The following is a 354-nucleotide window of genomic DNA, read 5'->3' as shown; positions in this document are numbered from 1 at the left end:
AACCCACCAAACCCACCAAACCCACCAAACCCACCAAACCCACCAAACCCACCAAACCCACCAAACCCACCAAACCCACCAAACCCACCAAACCCGCCAAACCCGCCAATCCGCCAATCCGCCAATCCGCCAATCCGCCAATCCGCCAATCCGCCAATCCGCCAATCCGCCAATCCGCCAATCCGCCAATCCGCCAATCCGCCCAATCCGCCCAATCCGCCCAATCCGCCCAATCCGCCCAATCCACCCAATCCACTGGCCGCCTGACCCGCCTGACCCGCCTGACCCGCCTGACCCGCCTGACCCGCCTGACCCGCCTGACCCGCCTGACCCGCCTGACCCGCCTGACCCGCC

Annotated in this window: 1 pseudogene; it reads left to right on the top strand. The window is 65.5% G+C overall.

Annotation, left to right across the window (positions count from 1 at the left end):
* Positions 1-354 (top strand): annotated as a pseudogene (locus JIN85_RS22625) (hypothetical protein); the annotation flags it as partial.

It is taken from the genome of Luteolibacter pohnpeiensis (assembly GCF_016595435.1).
Taxonomy (GTDB): Bacteria; Verrucomicrobiota; Verrucomicrobiia; order Verrucomicrobiales; family Akkermansiaceae; genus Luteolibacter; species Luteolibacter pohnpeiensis.
This window is presented reverse-complemented; position numbering and strand designations above follow the sequence as displayed.